Origin of the sequence: Shewanella electrica, from assembly GCF_022321485.1 — a bacterium.
GTDB lineage: Bacteria > Pseudomonadota > Gammaproteobacteria > Enterobacterales > Shewanellaceae > Shewanella > Shewanella electrica.
Genome location: NZ_JAKOGG010000690.1, coordinates 1 through 242 on the forward strand (window position 1 = coordinate 1; position 242 = coordinate 242).

The following is a 242-nucleotide window of genomic DNA, read 5'->3' on the forward strand; positions in this document are numbered from 1 at the left end:
GATGACCCGAACGAGATAGAGAAGATTAAGCAGAGGAAAACAGCACTGATGAATGCCATACAGCAGTTCAATTTTAAGCCCAAGAAGGGAATTAAGCTTCTCTTGCAAGAGGGTTTCATACGATCTAGTGCTCCAGAAGATATCGCTGCCTTCTTACTGCGGAATGATCGTCTTGACAAAGCCATGATTGGAGAATATCTTGGAGAGGGCGATCCTGAAAATGTCGCAATCATGCATGCCTT

At 44.2% G+C, this 242-nt stretch carries 1 protein-coding gene; it reads left to right on the top strand.

Annotation, left to right across the window (positions count from 1 at the left end; translation table 11 throughout):
- On the top strand, positions 1-242 hold a 242-nt coding region (locus L9G74_RS21825; protein ID WP_238898979.1), incomplete at both ends, for a Sec7 domain-containing protein.